The following is a 22,367-nucleotide window of genomic DNA, read 5'->3' on the forward strand; positions in this document are numbered from 1 at the left end:
TGCGACGGACGGTCGATCGGGTCGGCGAACGGTCGGCGAACGGCCCGGCAGGGCCCCGGACGGGCTAATGAGAGCGCCAGAACCGTTTACGCGGAGGGCCAGCTTCGTACCCATATGCCCGTCATGGCTTGGTCTGTAAATAAGAGGATCCAGGGGTGAGCTGATGATCGGACGCAGACAACAGGTGGCCCTGGCCCTGACCGCCCTCCTCGCGGCGGCGGCCGCCTGCCAGAACCAGGAGCGGCAGCAGACCGCCCGTCCGGCACCCGCCGCCCCGGCACCCGCCGCTCCGGCACCCGCCGCCCCGGCGGCCCGCGGCTTCACCCTGGTCGCCTCCGGCGACATCCTGCCGGACACCTCGGTCGTCGAACGCGCCTCGTTCGACGCCGGCGGCAACGGCTACGACTTCCGCCCGATGCTCTCCGGGATCGAACCGGAGGTCTCCCGCGCCGATCTGGCGCTGTGTCACATGACGACCGTCTACGGCGTCGACGGCGCCTACTCCGGCTCCCCGACGTTCAAGTCACCGCCGCAGATCGCCCAGGCCCTCGCGGTGACGGGCTACGACGGCTGCGCCACCGCCTCGGACCACTCCCTGGACGACGGCGCCGCCGGCATCCGGCGGACCCTCGACGCCCTGGACGCCGCCGGCCTGCGGCATGCCGGCACCGCCCGCACCGAGGCCGAGTCCCGCTCCGTCGCGGTCCACCGGGCCGGCGGGGCCAGGGTCGCCCACCTGGCGTACACCTTCGGCACGAGCGGGACCCCGCTGCCCGCCGGGCAGCCCTGGGCCCTCAAGGTGATCGACGCGAACCGGATGATCGCCGACGCCCGCGGTGCCCGCAGGGCCGGCGCCGACGTGGTCGTGGTCTCCGTGCAGTGGGGCACCGAAGGGCAGGACGCCCCCGACCGGCTGCAGCTGGACCTGGCCCGGAAGCTCACCGCCGCGGCGACGGGCGGCCGCCCGGACATCGACCTGATCCTCGGCACCCACGCCCACGTCCCGCAGGCGTACGAGAAGGTCAACGGGACCTGGGTGGTCTACGGCATGGGCGACCAGATCGCCGGCGAGATGTTCGACGGCAAGGGCGTCCAGGACCGGCGCGGCAACGAGTCCACCATGGGCCGCTTCACCTTCGCCCCGCCGGCGGCCGCGGGCGGCCGCTGGCGGGTGACCCGGGCCGAGTTCGTCCCGCAGGTGTACGACGTCGACGCCGGCCGCGTCCTCGACGTGAACCGGGCGATCGCCCAGGGCGCCGAGCTGGACGGTGTGCGCGACCGGATCAAGGGCGTCGTCCTCAGCCGCGGAGCGGCCGGGGACGGCCTCGTCATGGGGCGGTGATCACTCGGTCGGCCGCTGCCGGGCCAGCGCCGAACGCCGGTAGGAGTAGCTGAAGTAGACCACGCACCCGACCACGAACCACAGGGCGAACCGCACCCAGGTCTGCCACTGGAGGAACGTGATCAGCCAGATCGAGAAGACGACACCCAGCGCGGGCACGAACGGCATCCACGGGGTGCGGAAGGAACGCGGCAGGTCGGGCTGCCGGTAGCGCAGCACGATCACCGCCACGCACACCACCACGAACGCCAGCAGGATGCCGATGTTGGTCAGCTCGGCCGCCTCGCCGATCGGCAGGAACCCGGCGATGAGCGCCGAGGCCGCGCCGACGATCCAGGTCACCCGGGTCGGCACGTGCCGCGTCGGGTGCGTCTTGGCGAACCAGCTCGGCAGCAGTCCGTCCCGGGACATGGAGAACCAGACCCGGGTCACGCCCAGCATGAACGTGAACATCACCGTGAGGATGCCGATGATCGCGCCCACCGCGATCACGTCGGCGAGACCGGCCAGGCCCACCGACTTGAACGCCGAGGAGAAGCCGCTCTCCGGGTCGATGTCCTTGTAGTTCTGCATTCCGGTCAGCACCAGACAGGCCGCCACGTACAGCACCATCGAGATCGCCAGCGAGTAGATGATCGCCTTCGGCATGTGCCGCTGGGCGTCCTTCGACTCCTCGGCCGCGGTCGACATGGCGTCGTAGCCGAACACCGCGAAGAACACGGTCGCCGCACCGGTGAACGCCCCGCTGATGCCGAACGGGAAGAACGGGTGGTAGTTCGCCGTGTTGATGTGGAACACGCCCACACCGATCACCAGCAGCACCACCAGCACCTTCAGCGCGACCACGAACGTCTCGAACCGGGCCGCGCTGCGGATGCCCAGGGTCAGCAGCCAGGCGATCAGCAGGCACAGCACCGCGGCGAACAGGTCGACCCGGTGCCCGCTGCCGGTGCCGGGCGCGCCCAGCATCCAGGCGGGCAGGTCCGCGCCCAGTTCCTCCACCAGGAAGCTGAAGTAGCCGGAGATGCCGATGGCCACCACGGCCACGATCGCCGTGTACTCCAGCAGCAGGTCCCAGCCGATGAACCAGCCCGCGAACTCGCCGAGCACGGCATAGCCGTACGTGTACGCCGATCCGGCCTTCGGGATCAGGCCCGCGAACTCGGCGTACGACAGGGCCGCGCAGGCGCTGGCGACACCGGCGATCAGGAACGACACCAGCACCGCGGGGCCGGCCGTGCCGTTGGCCACCGTGCCGGCCAGCGTGAAGATGCCGGCGCCGATGATGCCGCCCACGCCGATGGCCGTGAGCTGCCAGAGACCGAGCGACCGGTCGAGGCGCGGGCCCTCGCCGATCTCTGTCTCCTCGATGTGCTCGATGGGTTTGCGGCGGAGAATCCCCTCACCCGGACGGAGCCTGGCCATGCGCCTCACCTCTTCGCCGACGGCAAACGGCTGACGGCGGATCATGGTGTCCCAGGGGCGCTCCGGACGGAAGACGCCACGCACGGCCCGGCAGCGCACCGGGCGCCGGCGTGGCCGTACAACCCGAAGGCTGACCGGACGATCGATGAGCGGCCGAATTGCTCCCATACTGCTTGATCCGGGCGGGTCCCGCCCGATCAGCGCTACGGGACGACCGTCACCGGCCAGCGCCCCGCCTTCACCAGCCGCACCGCCACCGAGCCGATGATCCGGTGGCCCGCCTGCTCGGAGGCACCCACCACCACCGCGTCGGCCTTGAGTTCGTCGGCCGCCTTCACCAGGCCGTTGTACGGGTCCCCGCGGAAGGTGTGGAACTCCCACCGGATCTCGAATATCCCCCGCACCCGCTCGGCCGCCTCCCGGATGTAGGAGACCAGGTCCTCGGCGATCTCGTCGGTCGTCTCCGCGACCGGCGCCCCCAGCGCCGCGCCGGCCGCGAGCACCGGCTGCACGTACACCACGGCCAGCAGCGCACGCTGCCGCCGGGCCAGACCGCCCGCGTAGGCGGCGGCGCGCAGCGAGGAGTCCGAGCCGTCGACCCCGACCACGATGACCTTGGGGCCGTCCGTGCCCCGCTCGAACTGGTGCGCGTGCTGTTCGTGCTGCTCCGTCACAAGCCGAGGCTATCGGAACCGGTGGTTCCCGCCGAGGGCCGGGGCCGCTCGACGGGCGAGCCGCCCGCGCCCTTCCTAGAGTCGGAACCATGACCGCCACCGCCGGGCCGGCCGCCGCCGAGGACGCGACGAGGCCGGTACGACCGCCCACGGGCGGGCGCCTCGGCTGGGTGCCGGAGGCCTTCGGGGCCCTCTTCGCAGCGCTCGGCCTGCTCTGCGCCCTGCTCGCGTTCATCGCCCCGCTGCGCGTCCTGCTCCGGCCGGTCGTCCGCGCCCTCGACCTGCTGCTGGTCCCGATCAGCGCCAACCTCGCCTACGCCGTCTTCCTGTTCCTGCTGGCCGGCGCCACCGCCGCCCGCAAGAAGGTCGCCTGGTGGCTGGTCGTCGTCTACCTCGGCCTGCTCGTCCTCACCGACGCCCTCGGCGTGGCCCTCGGCCTCTACTCCCAGTCACTGCCGTCGCTGATCCTGTGCGCGCTGCTGCTGCTCCTGCTGGTGGCGGCCCGCGGGGAGTTCTACGCCGCCTCCCGCCGCGGCGCCGTGTGGCGGGCCCTCGGCGTGCTGATCGCCGGCCTCGTGGTGGCCATCCTGGTGGGCTGGGGGCTGGTCTCGCTGTTCCCGGGCACGCTCCCGGCGGGCCAGCACCTGGCCTGGGCGGCCGACCGGGTGTGCGGCGGACTGGTGTCGAACAGCTCCTTCGACGGTCGCCCGCCGCGCGGCGTCACCTTCCTCCTCGGCCTGTTCGGCGCCCTCGCCCTGCTCAACGCCGCCGCCGCGCTGTTCCGTTCCCAGCGCCTGGAGGCCGCCCTGCACGACGACGAGGAGGCCCGCATCCGCGCCCTCCTCGCCGCCTACGGCGAACGCGACTCCCTCGGCTACTTCGCCACCCGCCGCGACAAGGCCGTCGTCTTCTCACCCAGTGGCAAGGCCGCCGTCACCTACCGCGTCGAGGCCGGGGTGTGCCTGGCCAGCGGCGACCCCGTCGGCGACCCGGAGGCCTGGCCGCACGCCATCGGGGCCTGGCTGGACGTGGCCCGCCGGCACGCCTGGGCCCCCGCGGTGATGGGCGCCTCCGAGGACGGCGCCCGCGCCTACGCCCGTGCCGGGCTCGGCGCCCTCCAGCTCGGTGACGAGGCGATCGTCCAGGTGGCGGCCTTCGACCTGAACGGCCGGGACATGCGCGTCACCCGGCAGGCCGTGCACCGCGTCCGCCGCACCGGCGCCACCACCCGCATCCGCCGCCACGCCACCCTCACCGAACACGAGACGGAGGAGGTCGTCCGCAAGGCCGACGCCTGGCGGGACACCGAGACCGAGCGCGGCTTCTCCATGGCCCTGGACCGGCTCGGCGACCCCGCCGACGGCGACTGCCTGCTCGTGGAGGCCCTCGGCGAGGACGGCCGGCTGCTCGCCCTGCTCTCCTTCGTGCCCTGGGGCCGCGACGGCGTCTCCCTGGACCTGATGCGCCGTGACCGGGCCGCGCCCAACGGGGTGATGGAGTTCATGGTCGCCGAACTGTGCGCCGTCGCCCCCAAACTGGGCATTCGCCGGATCTCGCTGAACTTCGCCGTCTTCCGGTCCGTCTTCGAGGAGGGCGCCCGCATCGGCGCGGGACCCGTCCTGCGGCTCTGGCGCCGTCTGCTGCTGTTCTTCTCCCGCTGGTGGCAACTGGAGGCGCTCTACCGCTCCAACGCCAAGTACCGGCCCGAGTGGTACCCGCGGTTCATCTGCTACGGCGAGACCGGGGCCCTCGCCCGCATCGGCCTGGCCTCCGGGATCGCCGAAGGTTTCGTTTCCGTACCGTCGTTGCGCAAACTCTGGGGAAAGGGGCACCCGAAGGCCGGGCAGCGGCCCGCCACCACGGAAGGGCTGCCGTCCCTGACGGCGCTCGGCCTCGACGGAGGGGACCAGGCCGGGCCCGCCGCCCCGGACGCGGGCCTGCCCGACCAGGTCCGCGTCCGGCACCACCGGCTCGACCGGCTGCGCGCCACGGGCACCGATCCCTACCCGGTCGGCGGCCCCGCCCCGACGCACGCCCTCGCCGACGTCCCGCCGGGCGAGGACGTCACCGTCGCCGGACGGGTCATGCTGGTCCGCGACTTCGGCGGCATCGTCTTCGCCGTACTGCGCGACTGGTCCGGCGACCACCAGATCGCCCTCACCCGCGACGACTCCGGCGCCGCACTCGACCGCTTCACCGCCGACACCGACATCGGCGACCACATCACCGCCACCGGCCGCGCGGGGGTGAGCGACCGGGGCGAGCCCACCGTCTTCGTCACCTCCTGGCAGCTCACCGGCAAATGCCTGCGCCCGCTGCCCGACAAGCGGCGCGGTCTCACCGACCCCGAGGCCAAGGTCCGGCGCCGCTACCTCGACCTCGCCACCAGCCCCGAGGCCCGCGCCGTGCTCCGGGCCCGCTCCGCCGCCGTGCAGGCGCTGCGCCAGGGCCTGCTGGAGCGCGGCTACATCGAGGTCGAGACCCCGATGCTCCAGCAGATCCACGGCGGCGCCAACGCCCGTCCCTTCACCACCCACATCAACGCCTACGACCTCGACCTGTACCTGCGCATCGCCCCCGAGCTGTACCTGAAGCGGCTGTGCGTCGGCGGCCTGGAGAAGGTCTTCGAACTCGGCCGCACGTTCCGCAACGAGGGCGTCTCCTACAAGCACAATCCCGAGTTCACGATGCTGGAGGCCTACCAGGCGCACGCCGACTACGACGTCATGCTCGACCTGGTCCGCGAACTCGTGCAGGGCGCGGCGACCGCCGCCTTCGGCTCCCCGGTGGCCCGCAAGGGCGGCGAGGAGTACGACATCTCCGGGCCGTGGCCCGTGAAGACCGTGTTCGGCGCCCTCTCCGAGGCCCTCGGCGAGGAGATCGGCCCCGGCACCGAACTGCTGCGGCTGCACCGGTTGTGCGACCGCACCAAAGTGCCCTACACCGCCGACGACGGGCCCGGTGACGTGGTGCTGGAGATGTACGAACGGCTGGTCGAGGAACGGACCGGGCTGCCCACCTTCTACAAGGACTTCCCGACCGACGTCTCCCCGCTGACCCGCCAGCACCGCGTCGATCCCCGGCTCGCCGAACGCTGGGACCTCGTCGCCTTCGGCACCGAACTCGGCACGGCCTACTCCGAGCTGACCGATCCGGTCGAACAGCGCCGCCGCCTCACCGAGCAGTCGCTGCTCGCCGCCGGCGGCGACCCCGAGGCCATGGAACTGGACGAGGACTTCCTCCAGGCCCTGGAGTACGCGATGCCCCCGACCGGCGGGCTCGGCATCGGCGTCGACCGGCTCGTCATGTTCCTCACCGGCCTCACCATCCGCGAGACGCTCCCCTTCCCGCTCGTCCGCCGCCGGTGACCCCCGCCCACTGCGCCGTACGGGTGCATTCCGGCCGCCGCACCGACGGCGTTGCGGTGCGGCGGCGCCCGGCGGGGCGACTGATGGGTCATGCAGAAGGATCACTTGTTCACGCGACGCCGGATGCTCCTCGCCGGTGCCGCCGCCGCGGGGGCCGCCGGCACGGCCGGAGTCGTCCTGGCGGGAGGCGGCGAGGAGACCGCCGGAACCGCGGCGCCCGCCGGGGGCCCGCAGGCCCGTCAAGCCCTCAAGCCGTCCGCCTTCCGGCTCCAGCCGCTCACCGGGTACGGACCGCCGCGTGCCGCGCCCCGCAAGCTCAAGGTGCGCAAGGAACCCATCCTGCAGATCTCCGGACGCGGCCGGCGCATGGTGCTGACCTTCGACGACGGCCCGAACCCGGCGTACACCCCGCACATCCTCGACACCCTCGCCAAGTACGACGTGCGGGCCATGTTCTTCGTGTGCGGGGAGTGCGTCGTCGACAACCGGGAACTGCTCGTCCGGATGGCCGACGAGGGCCACGTGGTGGGCAACCACACCTGGACGCACCCGCTGCTGACGACCATGAACCGCAAGGAGATCCGCTCCGAGATGGAGCGCACCAGCGACGTCATCGAGGACACCTACGGCGACCGTCCCCAGTGGTTCCGCGCGCCCTACGGGGCCTGGAACCGGGCCGCCTTCCAGCTCGGCGCCGAGATGGGCATGGAACCGATGGCGTGGACGGTGGACACCACCGACTGGGAGGTGCCCGGCACCGACACCATCATCGACCGGGTGGAGGGCGGCGCCGCACCCGGCGTCGTGGTGCTCTCGCACGACGCGGGCGGGGACCGTTCGCAGACCGTCCGCGCGATCCGGGAATGGCTGCCCTACCTGATCGACTCCGGGTACCACCTCACCGTGCCGAGCCGCCGGCCCACCTGAGCCGGCGGCGCGGACCCGGCCCGCCCGGGCGCGGTCCCTCAGGTGACCGCGACCAGGCGGGCGAAGACGACGACGTTGCCGTCGTAGCCGTTCTGCTTCGAGAAGCCGCCGCCGCAGGTGATGACCCGGAGTTCGGGGGTGCCCTTCGAGCCGTAGACCCGGTCGCCCGGGAAGTTGCTCTTCTCGAACACCTCGACCCCGTAGACCTCGAACACCGCGGTCCTGCCGTCCTTGCGCAGGACGTCGACGCGGTTGCCCTTCTTCAGGGCCCCGAGACCGTAGAACACGGCGGGGCCCTGCTTGTTGTCGACATGGCCGACGACGACGGCCGTGCCCTTCTCGCCGGGAGAGACCGCGCCGGTGAACCAGCCCGCCACCTTGGGTTCCTCCGGCGGGGGAGCGGCGACCCAGCCGTTCGCGTCCAGCCCGACCGGCATCACCGGCGCGTCGACCTGGATCGCCGGGATCCGCACCCGGTCGACGGCCGCGAAGCCCAGCGTGACGGGCCCGGCGGCGAAGGTCTCCGGAGTCTCGTTCTCGCGGGTGTCCGGCGCAACCGCCGAGGCGGGTTGCGGCGGGCCCACGTCGAACTCCCCGGAGCCGTTCCGGATGAGCGCCAGCCCGGTCAGCAGAGCAAGCGCTATGACGCCCCACGGGGCGCGCTTCCTCCGCCGTTCCTCCTCTGCGACAAGCTCGGACAGCCCGGACGCAGACATTCGCCATCCCCTTTCGACGCGGCCGTCGACACGTCCCATGCGCATGGGAAAACGCTAAGTCCCGCGTGCGCGACGGGCGACGGGGCGACGGGCGAACGGGTGGCGGGGGGCCTTTCCGGTGCGCCATCCGAGTTGCAGCTTCCAGATATTTTCTGATGGCCCGTGACCTGCGATAATTTCCGATTGTGTGGTTTTCGTCCGGCGTGTCGCCTCACCGGGATGGACCATTCTCGACGTGCGGGCGTGTTCGGCGCGTCTGAGGGTCTGTGCGGGAGGTGTTTTCTCGCCGATCGACTCGGGACGGGACCCGGGGCGCCTCCCGCGGAGGATCACATGCGCAACCAACGTGCTCTGGCGACCGCCTGCGCAGCGGTCGCCGTGCTCGGGCTCGCCGCCCCTGTGGCCGTCGCGGACGGCATGGGCGCCGGGGGCGGCCCGTCCAACGACACCGGAGCCGTCGTCGGCGGCACGGGGACCGGCGTCGGAGGTGTGGGCGTCGGCGGTGTCGGCGTCGGCGGTGTCGGTGTCGGGGGTGTCGGCGGTGTCGGCGGTCTCGGCGTCGGCAATGTCGGGATCGGCACCCTCAACGGGCTCGGCGGCTTCAACGGCAACGGCGTCGGTGGTTTCAACGGCAACGGCAACGGCCTCGGCGGCTTCAACGGCACCGGTCACTTCGACGGCCACTTCAACGGCAACATCAGCGGCAACGGCAACTTCAACAGCAATGGCCGGGGTGACAACTTCGGCAACGGCCGGGGTGACAACTTCGGTAACGGCCGGGGTGACTTCGGCAACGGCCGCGGCGACAACTTCGGCAACGGTCTGGGAGGCGACTTCGGCGGCCGGGGCGACGGCAACCCGCGCAACATCGTCGCCACCCCCAGCGTGATCGCCGCCGGAGGGCGGCTCACCGTCACCGTGAACGGCTGCCGGAGCGGCACGATGACGTCCCGGGCCTTCGGCAGCGCCCCGCTGACGCCGCTCCGCGACGACACCGCACGGGGCGTGGCCAACGTGTTCCGGGACGCCCGGCCCGGCCGGTACGACATCACCGTCCGCTGCGACGGCCGCACCCTGACCCGTCCGAACGCGTTCACCGTCCTCGGCGGCGTGCAGGGCGGTTTCGGCGGGAGCCGGATCACCGGCGCGGCACCCCAGGACATGGCCATCGGCGGCGCCCTGGTCGGCATGGCCCTGGTCGGCGGCGGCGCGTTCGTGCTGCGTCGCCGCCAGGAGAAGCGCGTCTGAGCGCCCCGGTGCCGGTCGAGCGGCACGGTGCGCCGCCTGTCGGGCAGGCCTTCGCCCCCGGACCCTCGTGGGAGCCGGGGGCGAAGGCCTGCCGCGGCGGCCGGGCCGCCGCGGACCCGGGGCCTATGAGGTGATGGCCGGGAACAGGTTGAGGAACGGATCCGCGGTCACCGCGATGCCCCGGCTGTAGGGGGCGTCCAGGTCCCAGATGAGGAACAGCATGAACGCGATGGTCGCGGAGAACAGCCCGGCCAGCACCAGTTCGCGGGTGGTGCGCCGGATCTGCAGGGCGAACACCATGCCGATGGTGATGACGGCTCCCGCGAGGAGACCCCACCACACCACCGGCGGCATGGTGGGCCCGGTGGAGTCGGCGCGTGCGTTGCGGGCCTGGTCGGCGGTGGCCAGCTGGTCCAGCAGCGGCTGGTACGCCTGCGCCTCGAAGTCGTTGCGGGGCCGGTAGTCGGTCACGTCCTGGCGGACCTTCTGGAGCAGTTCGGTGCCGCGGTCGGTGACCTGCTCGTCGTCCGCCATCGCCTGCCACTCGGTGTGCACGACGTACGAGACGTAGGCGTCGACGTCGTCCCGGATGCGGTCACGGACGTCCGGCGGGTAGACCCGGACCCGCTCCGAGATCTCGTGCAGCGCCTGGGCCTCGTTCTGCACGTAGTCCTGGGCGGCGCTGCGGGCCTCCCACACCCCGGCGATGGCCAGCCCCAGGACGATGGCGTACACGACGCCGATCCACATGGTCATGTACTCGATGACGTCCGGGGTCTCGCTGGGGTCCTCGTCGTCGGGGGCCCTCTTGTGCCGTACGAGGGTCACGACGACCACCACGGCGCAGGCCCCCAGCATCGCGAGGACGAGAACAAGCCAATCCGACAACAGGTACCTCCGGAAGTGAGCGGGCCGGCGCGTCAGCGCGGGCGCAGCGCCGCGACGGCGACGATCGCGGGAACGGTGATGAGGAGGACGTAGGTGACCGGTGTGGTGTGACCGGAGGTGGGGCGGCCGACCGGGTGGGGGTGGTACGCCGGGTAGCTCACCGGGGTCGCCGACGGCCGCGGTGTGGGCTTCGGCCTGGGTTTCGGCTTCGGCGCGGGGGCCGGCGGTGGCGGGGGAGGGGGCGTCGGCCGGGCGGCCGGCGGGGCCGGTGCGGGCTTGACGGGCGGCGCGGGCCTGGGAGTCGGCCTGGGCTTCGGTGTCGGTTTCGGTGTCGGCCGCGGTTTCGGTGTCGGCGTCGGTTTCGGCGGTGGCGGTGACGGCGGCGGGGGTGGAGGCGGCGTCGGGGTCGGGGTGGGCGTGGGCGGGCACGGCGGCGGTGTCGGCTCCGGGCAGGGCGGTGGCGTCGGCCAGTGGGGGCCGCCGGCGTAGGCGACCGCCACGGTGCCGTCGGGGCCCGTCGAGGCGTACGCGCAGGCGTCGGCCGACGCGCTGCCGACCGGACAGCCCACCAGGGTCCAGGTCAGCGTCAGCAGGGCCAACGCCCTTGCGACGGGCGCGCGTCGGGTCACTTCGGGTCCATGCACGACGGAGATCATGGGTTGCGACACGCGGCCGTACGCCGTAAGTCGGCCGGATTGCTCCGAAAGAGGGGCATCATGCGATCAATGGTTTGACATGACGAAGCTTCCGACTGTCCTGATACGTATGCCTGTACGGGGCCGGGCCGATGGCGTGCGGCACGGCGCCCGGAAGAAAAACCCGAAGAACTTCCCGCCGTGTTGAACGCTCGCGCCCCTTTGCCGCGTACCCATGGCCGTGCGGCGGCGCAGTAAAGGTCTGCAGGGCGCTGCGAAATCCAGGCGATGATGGGGAGTTGACGATGAAGACCTCCTGGCGGGCCGCCTCACTGGTGGCTACGGCCGCTTCGGTGCTGGCGCTGACGACGGCGTGCGGTCAGGACAAGGCGACCACTCCCGCGTCGTCGGCCCAGAACGTCGGGGCCACGGCCGCGGCGGACGGCTACGGCAACCCGGGCAGCGGGACCACGACCGGCGCGGGCAACGGCTACGGCGCCGACGGCAACCAGGCCTCCGACTCCGGGGCCAAGGCCGTCCCCGCGGGCAAGCTGACCGTGTCCGACAACGCCGATCTGGGCAAGGTGCTGACCGACGGTGCCGGTCTCACCCTGTACCGGTTCGACAAGGACACCGCGAACCCGCCCAAGACGAACTGTGACGGCGACTGCGCCACCACCTGGCCGCCGGTGCCCGCCGACGACGCCACCGCGGGCGCCGGTATCGACAAGGCGCTGCTCGGCGAGGTCACCCGCCCCGACGGCAGCAAGCAGCTCACCATCGGCGGCTGGCCCGCCTACCGCTACGCCAAGGACGTCAACCCCGGGGACGTCAACGGGCAGGGTGTGGGCGGCAAGTGGTACGCGCTCGCCCCGAACGGAAAGAAGGCCTCCCTGTCCTCGCTGCCGGGCCTCTCCGTGCGCAAGGACGCCAAGCTCGGGAACGTCGTCGTCGACAAGAACGGCATGACGGTCTACCGCTTCATGAAGGACCAGGCCTGGCCGAAGTCGGTCTCCAACTGCCTCGGCGCCTGCCTGGAGAAGTGGCCGGCGGTCGACCCCGTCAGCGCCGACAACACCAAGGGCGTCAAGAAGAAGGGCCTCATGCCCTTCACCCGCTCCGACGGCAAGGAGCAGATGTCGGTCAACTGCTGGCCGATCTACACCTTCTCCGGGGACAAGGCCCCCGGCGACACCAACGGTCAGGGCGTGGGCGGTACGTGGTACGCCGTCTCGCCCGACGGCAAGCCGGTCGGCGCGCCGGGCAACTAGATCACCTCCCCAGGGTCGATCGCCCCGCCCGACCGGCGCGCGACCGAAGGTCCGCCCCCTCCGCACCGCACGGAGGGGGCGGACCGTTGTCCGGGGTGCGGGCGGCCGGGGTGTGGACGGATGTGGTGGGTTCGTACCGGGCTTCGGCCCGTACGGGCGATATGGCGTCGGATGTCGGCGGAGGGTCACGCAGCGGGGTCGGCCGGGCACTTGCCGCAGGCAGTGACCGGGAACGGACGGTCAATTTCCGTTTCAGGTCGCTCCTTTGGCGGGCGATCAGTAGCCTCAGCTCGAACACCGGATCGCCTACGTCCGCCGTCCACGCCTTGGAGAGTTACATGGAGCGTCCCGCCTGGGCACCACGGAGCATCGACATCTCCGTGCCGAGCGTTTCGCGGATCTACGACTACTACCTGGGCGGTTCGCACAACTTCGAGGTCGACCGGGAAGCGGCCCGCAAGGCCATGGAGTACCTGCCGGGCCTGCCGAAGATCATGCAGGCCAACCGGGCGTTCATGCGCCGGGCCGTGCGGTTCGCGGCCGCCGAGGGCATCAGCCAGTTCCTCGACATCGGCTCCGGCATCCCCACCTTCGGCAATGTCCACGAGGTGGCGCGGACGGCCGTACCGGACGCCCGGGTCGTCTACGTCGACCACGACCCGGTCGCCGTCGCGCACAGCGAGGCGGTCCTGGCGGGCAACGACGCCGCGGACGTGGTCGCGGCGGACCTGCGCAAGCCGCAGGAGATCCTCACGAACCCGCGCGTGCAGCGGCTGATCGACCTGAATCGGCCAGTGGCCCTCCTTCTCGTTGCCATACTTCACTTCGTGGAAGACGCGGACGACCCGTACAGTGCGGTGGCCGAGCTGCGCGAGGCACTCGCGCCCGGCAGCCTGCTGATCCTCACCCATGCCTCGTACGAGGGAATCCCGTTGCCCGCCGAGCGGGCCGAGGGCGCGGTGGACGTGTACAAGGACATTCGCAACCCGCTGATCATGCGATCGCGCGACGAGATCGCGCGGTTCTTCGAGGGGTACGACATGGTGGAACCCGGACTGGTGCAGATGCCGCACTGGCGCCCGGAGTCGGCGCCGGAGGACGAGGATCCGTTCGCCTTCTCCGGATTCGCCGGCGTGGGGCGTTCGGCGTGAGCGCGGAACCGGACGGGCCGGAGGACAGACTGCGCCGGCTGACGACGATCTGGAGCCGGGCGGTCTTCCCGGTGACCTCCACGTCGCTCACCCGCGTCGAGTTCGAGGAGCGACTGCTGCCCCTGGCCCGCCGGTTGAGCGAGCTGCTGCGGGCCCGCGCCCTCGACGCGGACGCCGCGAAGGCGGTCGGCGCCGCACTGGTGGCGGCCCACTGCACCGACCCCGAGGCGCTCAGCCGCACCCTCGACTGCGTCGACGCCTATTTGGTCCTGTACTGCGGCGAGGACGGCCCCCAGGACGAACTGCGCGTGCGCTCCTCGCGGTTGCAGCACGCGATGGCCGCAGGCTACGCCCGGGCACTGCGCGAGCGGACCCTCGCCGAGCAGGAGGCCATCGCCCAGGCCGCGTTGGCCGCGCAGGGAGCCGTGGCCCAGGCGCTGCACGCGAGCGAGGCACGCTTCCGCGCCGTCTTCGAGGGCGCGGCCATAGGAATCGGCATCGCCGACCTGGACGGCAACGTCCTCCAGGTCAACGAGGCGCTGCTGCGCATGTTCGGGCTGCCCGAGAACTCGCTGCGCGGCCGGCGGGTGCTGGAGTGGACCCACCCCGAGGACGCCCCGCAGACGTGGAGGCTCTACGAGGAGCTCGTGCGGGGCGAGCGCGAGCACTACCACGTGGAGAAGGCCTTCAACCGGCCCGACGGCACGGTGCTGTGGACCAATCTGACGGTGTCCCTGCTCCGCGACGCCGACGGCGCACCCCAGTACCAGCTGGCCCTCATGGAGGACACCACCGAGCGGCGCCTGCTCAACCTCAGGCTGCGCTACGAGGCCACGCACGACGCACTCACCGGACTGCCCAACCGCACCCTGTTCTTCGAGCGGCTGGAGAAGGCCCTCGGGGGCGCCGCCGAGGGCCAGCGCTTCGGGCTGTGCTACCTCGACCTCGACGGCTTCAAGACCGTCAACGACAGCCTCGGTCACGCGGCCGGCGACCGGCTGCTGGTGGAGGTCGCCGACCGGCTCCAGTCCTGCGCGACCGCGCCCGGCGAGATGGTCGCCCGGCTCGGCGGCGACGAGTTCGTGGCGCTGACCACCGGCCCCGGCACCGAGCGCGAGGTCGACGAGCTCGCCGAGCGGATCATGAACGCGCTGGTCACCCCGATCAGCATCGACGGCCGGGACCTGCTGGTCCGCGGCAGCCTCGGCATCGTCGAGGGCCCGGCGGGCGAGCGCACCGCGGCCGAGGTGCTGCGCAGCGCCGACATCACCATGTACCGGGCCAAGTCCGCGGGCGGCAACCGCTCCGAACTCGCCGATCCCGAGGCCGACGCCCGCGCGATCACCCGCCACGGTCTCACCACCGCCCTGCCCACCGCCCTGGAACGCGGCGAGTTCTTCATCGAGTACCAGCCGCTCGTCCACCTCGGCGACGGCAGCGTCCGCGGTGCCGAGGCCCTGGTCCGCTGGCTGCACCCGCAGCACGGCGTGCTCGGCCCCGACCGCTTCATCCCGCTCGCCGAACACACCGGCCTGATCGTGCCGCTGGGCCGCTGGGTCCTGGAGGAGTCCATCCGGCAGGCCCGCGCCTGGCGCGAGCGTCACGGTGCGGACACGGGCGCCGGGCCCCTGCGCATCAACGTCAACCTGTCCCCGTGCCAGCTCAGCCATCCGCGCCTGGTCCAGGACACCGTCGACATCCTCGAACGCGCGGGTGTCACCCCGGACGCCCTGTGCCTGGAGGTCACCGAGTCCGCGCTGATCGGCGCCGACGACGATCTGCTCAAACCCCTGCGCCGGCTCGCGGAGATGGGCGTCGACATCGCCCTGGACGACTTCGGCACCGGCTACTCGAACCTGGCGAACCTCCGCCGGCTGCCGGTCAGCGTCCTGAAGCTGGACCGCTCCTTCACCCAGGGCATGCAGCAGTTCCCCGCCGATCCGGTCGACCTGAAGATCGTCGAGGGCATCGTCTCCCTCGCCCACAGCCTCGACCTCGCGGTGACGGTGGAGGGCGTCGAAACCGGCGCCCAGGCCGAGCAGTTGCGGATACTGGGCTGCGACACGGCCCAGGGCTGGTACTACGCCCGGCCGGGACCGCCGGAACGGCTGCACGAGCTGGCGCTGGTGGACGCGACGGGCTGACGGCCGCTCCACCGGGGTACGACTACGGCGGGCGGGCCGCGACCGCGCCCGCCACCGCGTCGTGCACCGTACCCGAGGACGGAGGGCCGGATGACGGATCGCTCGGTCGACGCATTACGTGCCGAGGTGGCCCGGTTGGAGGCACGCCACGGCTTCCGGGAGCTGGAGACCACGGCGGCCCGCCACGATCTGGCCGGCGCCCTGCACGAATCGGGGCAGCTGATCGAGGCGGTGGAGCAGTACTCGCTCGCCTGGGACGGGTTCGCGCGCCGCTTCGGCTCCTCCCACCTGTTCACCCTCACCTGCCTGAACAACCTCGCCCTGGTGCTGCGGGACCTGCGCCGCTGGGACGAGGCGCTGAACCTCTTCGGCCAGGTGCACGGCGAGCGCGCCGCCATGCTGGGGCCCGCGCACCCGCTGACGCTGAACGCGGCCAACAACTTCCTGAGCGTGCTGGTGCGCAGGGGCGACCTGGCCGCCGCGGCCGACGAGTACCCCGCGATCGTCGACGCCTGCGAGCACACCTTCGGTCCCGAGGACGGCACGACCCAGGCCGTACGGCGGGACTACGCCGACGTGCTGCGCCGGCTCGGCCGGCACGAGGAGGTCGTCCGGGTCCTGGGCACCTCCGCGGTGTGGCCGGTCGGCCGGGTGCTCATCGGCTGCGCCCGGCTGCTGCGCTACACGGCCCTGTTCCCCGTGGCGATGACGGCGAGCCGCTACGGCGCCGAACTGACGCTCGGTGTGCACGCCGGCGCCCGCACGGACATGGGCGCCGGACGCGAGCTGCGCGACGACGACCTCGGCATCCTCTGTGCCGTGGTCGATCCGCGGGACCTGCCCGAGCCGTACGACCCCGCCGAGGATCTGCGGGCCACGGCGGACGAGGTGGCGGACGCGCTGGGCGCGCTGGGGGAGCACCTGGCGGAGGCGGACCTGGAGCTGGGGGAGGGACGGCTGCGGGTTCGGGTGTTCGTGCACCACGCGCACTGGCCGCGGCTCAGCGCGCCGCCGTCGCTGACGGTCGACCGCAGGCTGATGTCCGCGCGCGACCGCACCCGGCACGACCGTCTGATCCGCTCCGTCCCGCATCACCCGGACCAGGAACCGGCCGCCCGCCGCGGCCTCCTGGGCTTCCGGGAGGGCTTCTCGATCCGCCTGACCGCCGCGCCGAGGGTCACCGTCTCCACGACCGCCGGACTGGACACCCGTCCGGCGCCGACCCCGTCCGAGGCGTGAGGGGGGCAAGGGCCAGGGCGTCAGGGGTGGGGGAAGCACGCCGTCGCCGCCGTGCCTCAGTCGCCGAATCGGGACAGGTCCGTGCGGTCCTTGCGGAGCAGGCTGGTCGCCGTGTCGCCTTCCGCCGGGCCCAGCCGGCCCGGGCAGTCGATGCCCAACCGCACCACCAGATCGCGGCCGTACAGGTCGACGGCGGCCTCCACGAGGTCGGCCTGCACGCCGACGGCGAGCCGGGCGCGGTGGCGGGCGGCGATCAGGACGCCGGCGGCGAGAACGGCGGCGGGCCACCACACCACGGCGATCGGCAGATACAGCAGGCCCCAGCCCATGAGCCGGGCGCCGGCCCCGACACCGGCCCGCGCCTCGGAGAGCTCCGCGCGTGCCGCGTCCGGCACCAGCAGCCACAGCCGCGGCCAGGCGGCCGTCAGATCCAGGTGGTAGGTGTCGTGCACCCGCTCGTCCACGGCGTACAGACGGTCCCCCATCCAGGTCGGCCGGGAGGCGGGCTCCGGGCATATCGCGTCGCGTCGCGCGATCGCGGCCCGCAGCGCCTGCGCCGTCGGCGGGGTACCGCCGGACGCCGTGAACTCCCGCAGTGCGGCGGCCACCCGCTCCTCGGCCCGTTGCCAGCGCCGTCCGCGGGAGGCGGCCAGCGTGCGCAGCAGGGGCTCCTCGCCGGAGGCCCACCACACCCGCTCCACGAGCTGGGCCGCCGCCGCGGCGGCCAGACCGGCGGCGGCCGAGACGGCGGTGAACCCGGCGGCGCCGATCAGCACGGTCCCGAAGCGGCCGCTGGCCGGAGCGGCGGCGACGGAGTCCAGCCAGGCGGCCAGCACCCCGGCGTCGAGCGCGTGCCCGTGGCCGAGCAGCACCGCGACGGCCGCGGTGGACACGTAGAAGGCGCCCGGCAGGACGAGCAGCGCCGCCCAGCGGCCCGCCATCTGCTTGCCCAGTTCGGCGAGGACCGTGATCACAGCCGTTTCCTCCGGGAGACCAGCGGGGTGCCGGTCAGTGCGCACGCGGGCGGCGGGGTCCGCGACCCGAGCTGCCGCTCCTGCGGTTCGAGACGCGAGCAGGACGCCTCGGCCGGGCAGCCCCACACCGTGACCACGGGATGGGCGCGCCCGCCCCGCAGCGGCTCGAAGCCGCGCGGCCCCACCGTGAGCCCGTCGATGCCGTGCCGGGCGAAGGCGTCGTCCAGGGCGTCCAGGTCCGCGGTGACCGCGGCCGTGCGACTGCCCGCCCGGGCGGCCTGGCCCAGCCGGGTCAGCGCCTCGCCCACGCCGTAGCGTTCGGCCCGCTCCCGCAGTCCGTCGTCCCCCGCCTGCGCGCACAGCCGCGCCAGCCGCTCCGCGATCTCGTCCATCGACGGCTCCTCGAACTCCCTCGCGCCACAGCCGTTCCCGTGGCCGGCGGGATCAACGTACCGGTCACGGACGGTGGTGGACACGGGACGGCGGGGAACCATGGAGGGCGAAGGATCGTTCAGCGGGTGTACGGGGGTGAGGCGATGGAGGATCTGGAACGGTATCTGCACACCGGTGACGGCCGGGACCTGCCGTCCCTGGCTCCGGCCACGCTGCCGCCGCCGCCCGGCGCGGACGCGGCGGACACCGCCCGGCTCGCGCTGCTCCGCTGGTACCGCTACCTCCATCTGCCGGGCGTGAACGGCCTGCTGGAATTCCGCGCCGCCGTCCAGCTCGCCGGTCTGCTGGACCGCGTACCGGAGGGCCAGCCGCCGCTGCCCGACGCACTGCGCGAGAACCTGCGCAAGGCGGACGCGGCGCGCCGTGGCCGGCGGTGGCCGCGGCGCGGGGGCCGGGAGAGCGCGGACGGCGAGCGGGAGCCGATCGCCCTCGGCCCGGCCCGCGTCGATCAACTCCAGTTCCTCATGGGCCGGTTCGAGGACCAGCGGGACTTCTCCGCCCTGGACACCGCATTGGACCTGCAGCGACGGTGGCTCAAGGAGAAGGGCCTGTCGGCGCGCGAGCGGGCCGCTCTCCTCACCGACCACGCCCATCTGCTCCTGCTGCTCGGCGACCTCGGCGCCCACCGCTCCTGGCGGGCGGAGGCCGAGCGGGCCGCCCGCCTCGCCGTCGAGACCACGGCCCGGCAGGAGGTGCGACACGATCCGCATCTCGCCAACCGGCTGCTGATCAAAGCCCGTTGTGCGACCGCCCGGTACGACCCCGAGGCCGACCCCACCGGCCTGGAGCGCGCCGTCCAGGATCTGCGCCGGGCCGTCGAGGCGGCCGGCCGGTGCACCCCGCCCGCGCTGCACCACGCACGCGACCTGGTGACCACTCTGACCGCACGGCACGAGGCCACCGGCGCGCCGCAGATCCTCACCGAGGCGTTGACCGCGGCCCGCGACCTGGTGCGGGCCACGCACCCCGACGACCGCCGGGGCCCCGAACACCGTGAATGGCTGGCGCAGTTGGAGGCGCGGGCCGTGCCCCGGCTCGGTGCGGAGACGGTCGCCGCCGTGCTGGGCGAGCCCGCGGTGCCGTACGCACCCGGGATTGAGGAGCGCCACCGTGCCTGGTGGGCGACCGCCGAGGACGCGGACGCCCCGTGGACCGAGCGGCGGAAGGCCGCGCTGGCCCTGGTCTCGGCGGTGCCCGGCCACGACGAGGACCGTCCCGGCGCCCTGCTGCTGGCCGCCCAGACGGAGATGCACGTCTGGCTGGAGGGCGGGGACGGCGCCACGCCCGACCAGGCGCGGGTGTGGGCCGTGCAGGCGGCCGACGCCGTGCCGCCCGGGCACCGGCTCGCCGGACGGGCACTCACCGTGCTGGCCGAAGCCACCCTCTACCTCGCGGCCGAGGCGTCCCCCCGGCCCGACGAGCGCCTCGTGGAGGAGGCGCTGGCCGACGCCAGACGGGCCAGATCCGCGCTTCTGGCCGACGCCCCCGACACGCCCCTCCTGCTGGAGCGGCTGGCCGTGCTGACGGTCCGCGTGGCCAACGTGCTGTCGGACGGCACGCTCCTGGCGGAGTCGGTGGACATCCGCAGACAGTCCCTGGCGCTGACGCCGGACGACGAACCCTTCCGTCCGTTCCGCACGTCCAACCTGGCGGGCGCGCTCAGCGAACTGGCCCACTACGCGGAGGACCGGGAACTGGCGGAGGAGGCACTCGCCCTCGCCCACGAGGCCGCCGACGCGCTGCCCGAGGACCACCCGCGGAAGCACGAACTGCTGCTCAACCTCGCCGACCACTACACCCTGGGCGAGGGTCAGGACGCCGTGGGCCGGCTGACCGAGGCCGAGCGGCTCTACCGGGACGGGCTGGCCCGGCTGCCGGCGGACCACCCCGACCTGCCCCGCTTCACCAGCTCCATCAGCCAGGTGCTGTACCGGCGGTACCAGGAGACCGGCGACCGCCCGACCCTCGAGGACGCGGTCGGCCTGGCCAGGGACGCGGCGGCCCGCACCGCGGACGGCGACTGGTTCCGGACCACGCGCCTGCTGCTGTTCGCGCGCGCCGCGACGGCGCTGTACGACCTGACGGCGTCCGATCCGCGCCCGGACACGGCGCTGCGCGCCGAAGCCCTGACCGCCTGGGACGAGGTCGCCCAGGACGAACGGTTCACCACATCGCTGCGGTTCGAGGCGCAGGAGAAGCGCGCGGCCCTCGCCCGGGCCGCGGGCGACCCCGAGCACGCCCTGCGGGCACTGGAGGCCGCTCTCGCGGAGGTGCCGGCACTGGCCCGGCGCTCCTTCGCGGGTCCGGTCCGCAAGGGCATCGCCCGCAGAGCACCCGAACTGGCCGTGCAGGCCGCGATCGCGGCGATCGAGGCCGGCCGCCCCGGACACGCGGTGGAACTGCTGGAGAAGGGCCGCGCCATCCTCTACGGGCAGGCGATCATGTCGTGGCGGCACCGGGCGGAACTGCGCAGAATCGACCCCGCGGCCGCCGAGCGCCTGGAGACGATCGACCGGCACCTGGCCACCGCGGACTTCTTCGCGAACGTCGGACGCATCGAGGTCAACGCGGTCACCCAGCACCGCTTCGGCCGCACCACGACGGACTCGACCCACAGCTGGGACCCGCGCTCCGACTACGCGGCGCAGACCCGCAGGCTCGCCGCCGAACGGGACCGCATCGTCGAGGTCCTGTCCGCGGATCCGCGGTTCGCCGAACTGACGGGCTCCCGGCCGCTCGCCGCCCTGCGCGCCGCGACCGCCGGAGCGGCCGTCGCGTACGTCCTGACCCACGGCTCCCAGGGCTACGCCCTGCTCGTCCCGGCCGACCCCGCGGAACCCGTCGAGCACATTCCGCTGCCGGGCCTGACCGGCACGGCGGCACGCGCGCACATCGCCGAGCTGAGGACGGCCCTGCGCGACGCGGTGGACTCGACCGCCGGGCCGGACCGCCGCGAGGCGGCGCAGTCCGAACTGCACGACATCCTGGGCTGGTTGTGGGACGAGGTGACCTCGCCCGTCCTGGCCCGGCTCGGCACGGCCCCACCGGGCCGCCCGAAGCCGCGGTTGTGGTGGTGCCCGGTGGGGCCGGTGGTGCGGCTCCCCCTCCACGCGGCCGGCCACCACCCGCGCACGGCCGCCGAGGCCGCGGCCCGTGCCCAGGACCCGGCGGCCGAACCCCCGCCCACCGTCATCGACCGGGTGACTCCGTCCTACACCCCCACCCTCGGGGCGCTGGCCCACTCCCTGCGGGACGTGTCCGGCGCCCCGGCCGGCGGACAGCGGCCGAGCTCGCTCGTCGTCGCCGTGCCGCACAGCCGGCACGGCCCTCCGCTGCCCCTGGCCGAACGGGAGGCCCGCACCGTGCTCGACGCGCTGCCCGGCGCCCGGCTGCTGCTCGGCGAGGAGGCCGACCTCGCCACGGTGACGGCCGCCCTGCGCGACCACACCCTGGTCCACTTCGCCTGCCACGGGGACAACGACATCGACCTCGGCCTGCTGCGCGGAGGCGGCCTGCACCTCGGGCGGGGGGAGACCCTGACCGCGGGACAGATCCAGGACACCCCCCTGGACCACGGCGCGCTGGCCATCCTCTCCGCGTGCAGCACGGCCGAGGCGCACCCCGGACTGCCGGACGAGCCGATGCATCTGGCCGCCGCGTTCCAACTGGCCGGATTCCGGGGGGTCGTCGGGTCCCTGTGGCACGCCCCGGACACCCCCGGCATGGCCCGCGAGCTCTACGCCGTCCTCACCGCGGACGGCACCGCCCTCCCGGACACCACGGTCTCGGCCCAGGCCCTGAACCACGCGCAGCGCACCGTCCGCGACGCCTACCCGGCGACCCCGACCCGCTGGGCGGCCTACCTGCACACGGGCGCCTGAGCCCCGCCACCGGCCGGCCGGCGCCTCAGCA

The 22,367-nt window shown here is 73.2% G+C and carries 16 protein-coding genes and 1 pseudogene; 10 read left to right on the top strand and 7 right to left on the bottom strand.

The window, feature by feature from the left end:
• Positions 1 to 163: 163 nt before the first annotated feature.
• Positions 164 to 1,342 carry a CapA family protein gene (locus tag ACF08B_RS02330; protein ID WP_392315642.1) on the top strand — a complete coding sequence of 393 codons (1,179 nt, stop codon included), beginning with the start codon at positions 164 to 166 and terminating at the stop codon, positions 1,340 to 1,342.
• On the opposite strand, the gene ACF08B_RS02335 is transcribed toward ACF08B_RS02330, so the two are convergent.
• Both ACF08B_RS02335 and ACF08B_RS02340 read right to left on the bottom strand, forming a co-directional pair.
• Positions 1,343 to 2,767 (bottom strand): amino acid permease, encoded by a 1,425-nt coding sequence (locus ACF08B_RS02335; protein WP_392315643.1) that lies wholly within the window; start codon positions 2,765 to 2,767, stop codon positions 1,343 to 1,345.
• 203 nt (positions 2,768 to 2,970) lie between these two features.
• The gene (locus ACF08B_RS02340; RefSeq protein WP_392315644.1) at positions 2,971 to 3,441 is read right to left on the bottom strand and encodes a universal stress protein; all 471 of its coding nucleotides are present in this window, start codon (positions 3,439 to 3,441) and stop codon (positions 2,971 to 2,973) included.
• 89 nt (positions 3,442 to 3,530) lie between these two features.
• Between ACF08B_RS02340 and lysX the strand changes: the two genes are divergently transcribed.
• Together lysX and ACF08B_RS02350 are read left to right on the top strand one after the other, a co-directional pair.
• On the top strand, positions 3,531 to 6,809 hold the full coding sequence (gene lysX, locus ACF08B_RS02345; RefSeq protein WP_392315645.1) for a bifunctional lysylphosphatidylglycerol synthetase/lysine--tRNA ligase LysX: 3,279 nt from the start codon (positions 3,531 to 3,533) through the stop codon (positions 6,807 to 6,809).
• Positions 6,810 to 6,899: 90 nt separating this feature from the next.
• On the top strand, positions 6,900 to 7,736 hold the full coding sequence (locus tag ACF08B_RS02350; RefSeq protein WP_392315646.1) for a polysaccharide deacetylase family protein: 837 nt from the start codon (positions 6,900 to 6,902) through the stop codon (positions 7,734 to 7,736).
• 38 nt (positions 7,737 to 7,774) lie between these two features.
• Here ACF08B_RS02350 and ACF08B_RS02355 read toward each other — a convergent pair whose 3' ends face one another.
• A complete protein-coding gene (locus tag ACF08B_RS02355) occupies positions 7,775 to 8,452 on the bottom strand; it encodes a class F sortase (RefSeq protein ID WP_392315647.1) in 678 nt (225 codons plus the stop codon).
• Between the two features lie 846 nt (positions 8,453 to 9,298).
• On the opposite strand from ACF08B_RS02355, the pseudogene ACF08B_RS02360 reads away from it, so the two are divergent.
• Positions 9,299 to 9,700 (top strand): annotated as a pseudogene (locus ACF08B_RS02360) (LPXTG cell wall anchor domain-containing protein); the annotation flags it as partial.
• A 123-nt stretch (positions 9,701 to 9,823) separates the two neighbouring features.
• Here ACF08B_RS02360 and ACF08B_RS02365 read toward each other — a convergent pair.
• Positions 9,824 to 10,588, bottom strand: coding sequence for a DUF4239 domain-containing protein (locus ACF08B_RS02365; RefSeq protein ID WP_392315648.1), 765 nt, complete (start codon positions 10,586 to 10,588; stop codon positions 9,824 to 9,826).
• A gap of 32 nt (positions 10,589 to 10,620) precedes the next feature.
• Positions 10,621 to 10,749: a hypothetical protein gene (locus ACF08B_RS02370; RefSeq protein ID WP_392315649.1), complete on the bottom strand. Its 129-nt coding sequence runs from the start codon at positions 10,747 to 10,749 to the stop codon at positions 10,621 to 10,623.
• Positions 10,750 to 10,771: 22 nt separating this feature from the next.
• Here ACF08B_RS02370 and ACF08B_RS02375 point away from each other — a divergent pair, with 22 nt between their 5' ends.
• The 5 genes from ACF08B_RS02375 to ACF08B_RS02395 all read left to right on the top strand — a co-directional run bounded on the left by ACF08B_RS02375 (position 10,772) and on the right by ACF08B_RS02395 (position 17,028).
• Positions 10,772 to 11,077, top strand: a complete 306-nt coding sequence (locus ACF08B_RS02375; RefSeq protein ID WP_392315650.1) for a hypothetical protein — start codon at positions 10,772 to 10,774, stop codon at positions 11,075 to 11,077.
• Positions 11,078 to 11,528: 451 nt separating this feature from the next.
• Positions 11,529 to 12,494 carry an SCO0930 family lipoprotein gene (locus ACF08B_RS02380; protein ID WP_392316021.1) on the top strand — a complete coding sequence of 322 codons (966 nt, stop codon included), beginning with the start codon at positions 11,529 to 11,531 and terminating at the stop codon, positions 12,492 to 12,494.
• Between the two features lie 338 nt (positions 12,495 to 12,832).
• Positions 12,833 to 13,645 carry an SAM-dependent methyltransferase gene (locus ACF08B_RS02385; protein ID WP_392315651.1) on the top strand — a complete coding sequence of 271 codons (813 nt, stop codon included), beginning with the start codon at positions 12,833 to 12,835 and terminating at the stop codon, positions 13,643 to 13,645.
• Positions 13,642 to 15,789, top strand: coding sequence for a putative bifunctional diguanylate cyclase/phosphodiesterase (locus ACF08B_RS02390; RefSeq protein WP_392315652.1), 2,148 nt, complete (start codon positions 13,642 to 13,644; stop codon positions 15,787 to 15,789). The genes ACF08B_RS02385 and ACF08B_RS02390 overlap by 4 nt, the downstream gene beginning before the upstream one ends.
• Before the next feature lie 90 nt (positions 15,790 to 15,879).
• Positions 15,880 to 17,028 (top strand): tetratricopeptide repeat protein, encoded by a 1,149-nt coding sequence (locus ACF08B_RS02395; protein ID WP_392315653.1) that lies wholly within the window; start codon positions 15,880 to 15,882, stop codon positions 17,026 to 17,028.
• A gap of 56 nt (positions 17,029 to 17,084) precedes the next feature.
• Here the strand turns inward: ACF08B_RS02395 and ACF08B_RS02400 are convergent, their stop codons facing one another.
• Both ACF08B_RS02400 and ACF08B_RS02405 read right to left on the bottom strand, forming a co-directional pair.
• Positions 17,085 to 18,002 (bottom strand): hypothetical protein, encoded by a 918-nt coding sequence (locus ACF08B_RS02400; protein ID WP_392315654.1) that lies wholly within the window; start codon positions 18,000 to 18,002, stop codon positions 17,085 to 17,087.
• Positions 17,999 to 18,394: a hypothetical protein gene (locus ACF08B_RS02405; RefSeq protein ID WP_392315655.1), complete on the bottom strand. Its 396-nt coding sequence runs from the start codon at positions 18,392 to 18,394 to the stop codon at positions 17,999 to 18,001. The genes ACF08B_RS02400 and ACF08B_RS02405 overlap by 4 nt, the downstream gene beginning before the upstream one ends.
• Before the next feature lie 144 nt (positions 18,395 to 18,538).
• On the opposite strand from ACF08B_RS02405, the gene ACF08B_RS02410 reads away from it, so the two are divergent.
• Complete coding sequence (locus ACF08B_RS02410) at positions 18,539 to 22,336, top strand: CHAT domain-containing protein (RefSeq protein WP_392315656.1); 3,798 nt, start codon at positions 18,539 to 18,541, stop codon at positions 22,334 to 22,336.
• Positions 22,337 to 22,367: the final 31 nt, after the last annotated feature.

The sequence above is a fragment of the Streptomyces sp. NPDC015139 genome (genome assembly GCF_043079785.1).
GTDB lineage: Bacteria > Actinomycetota > Actinomycetes > Streptomycetales > Streptomycetaceae > Streptomyces > Streptomyces albidocamelliae.

Bases quoted from the DNA above. Each gene is read 5' to 3' on its own strand.
- ACF08B_RS02330 (WP_392315642.1), top strand. From the start codon at position 164: ATGATCGGACGCAGACAACAGGTGGCCCTGGCCCTGACCGCCCTCCTC.
- ACF08B_RS02335 (WP_392315643.1), bottom strand. From the start codon at position 2,767: ATGGCCAGGCTCCGTCCGGGTGAGGGGATTCTCCGCCGCAAACCCATC.
- lysX (WP_392315645.1), top strand. From the start codon at position 3,531: ATGACCGCCACCGCCGGGCCGGCCGCCGCCGAGGACGCGACGAGGCCG.
- ACF08B_RS02350 (WP_392315646.1), top strand. From the start codon at position 6,900: ATGCAGAAGGATCACTTGTTCACGCGACGCCGGATGCTCCTCGCCGGT.
- ACF08B_RS02355 (WP_392315647.1), bottom strand. From the start codon at position 8,452: ATGTCTGCGTCCGGGCTGTCCGAGCTTGTCGCAGAGGAGGAACGGCGG.
- ACF08B_RS02380 (WP_392316021.1), top strand. From the start codon at position 11,529: ATGAAGACCTCCTGGCGGGCCGCCTCACTGGTGGCTACGGCCGCTTCG.
- ACF08B_RS02385 (WP_392315651.1), top strand. From the start codon at position 12,833: ATGGAGCGTCCCGCCTGGGCACCACGGAGCATCGACATCTCCGTGCCG.
- ACF08B_RS02395 (WP_392315653.1), top strand. From the start codon at position 15,880: ATGACGGATCGCTCGGTCGACGCATTACGTGCCGAGGTGGCCCGGTTG.
- ACF08B_RS02405 (WP_392315655.1), bottom strand. From the start codon at position 18,394: ATGGACGAGATCGCGGAGCGGCTGGCGCGGCTGTGCGCGCAGGCGGGG.
- ACF08B_RS02410 (WP_392315656.1), top strand. From the start codon at position 18,539: ATGGAGGATCTGGAACGGTATCTGCACACCGGTGACGGCCGGGACCTG.